The 712-nt window shown below is 64.7% G+C and carries 1 protein-coding gene; it reads right to left on the reverse strand.

Translation table 11 applies throughout. The features are described from left to right. Positions 1-712 (reverse strand): ATP-binding protein (locus tag J6525_RS46565; protein ID WP_225649630.1); only part of this gene is annotated, 712 nt, incomplete at both ends.

Here is a 712-nt window from a genome sequence, read left to right on the forward strand (position 1 = left end):
CGGATCATCTGCTCGACGAGATCGATGCCGGTGATCAATTCGGTGACGGGATGCTCGACCTGCAGGCGGGTGTTCATCTCCAGGAAGTAGAAGCTCTTGTCCTGGCCTGCGACGAATTCCACGGTGCCGGCCGAATCGTAGTTCACCGCCTTCGCCAGCGCGACGGCCTGCTCGCCCATCTTGCGGCGGGTGGTCTCGTCGAGCAGCGGCGACGGCGCCTCCTCGATGACCTTCTGGTTGCGGCGCTGGATCGAGCACTCGCGCTCGCCGAGATAGATCACATTGCCATGCTTGTCACCGAGCACCTGGATCTCGATGTGCCGCGGATCGACGATGAATTTCTCGATGAAGACGCGGTCGTCGCCGAACGACGATTTCGCCTCGGCCTTGGCGAGGTTGAAGCCTTCGGCGACCTCCGCCTTCGAATGCGCGATGCGCATGCCCTTGCCGCCGCCGCCGGCGGAGGCCTTGATCATCACGGGGTAGCCGATCTCGTCGGCGATCTGGACGGCGTGCTTGTCGTCCTCGATGACGCCGAGATGACCCGGCACGGTCGAGACTTTCGCCTTCGCCGCGGCCTTCTTGGATTCGATCTTGTCGCCCATCGCGGCGATGGCGCCGGGGTTCGGACCGATGAAGACGATGCCGGCGGCTTCCAGCGCGCGCGGAAACGCCTCGCGCTCGGACAGGAAGCCGTAGCCGGGATGCACCG

The sequence above is a fragment of the Bradyrhizobium australafricanum genome (assembly GCF_020329495.1).
Lineage (GTDB): Bacteria > Pseudomonadota > Alphaproteobacteria > Rhizobiales > Xanthobacteraceae > Bradyrhizobium > Bradyrhizobium australafricanum.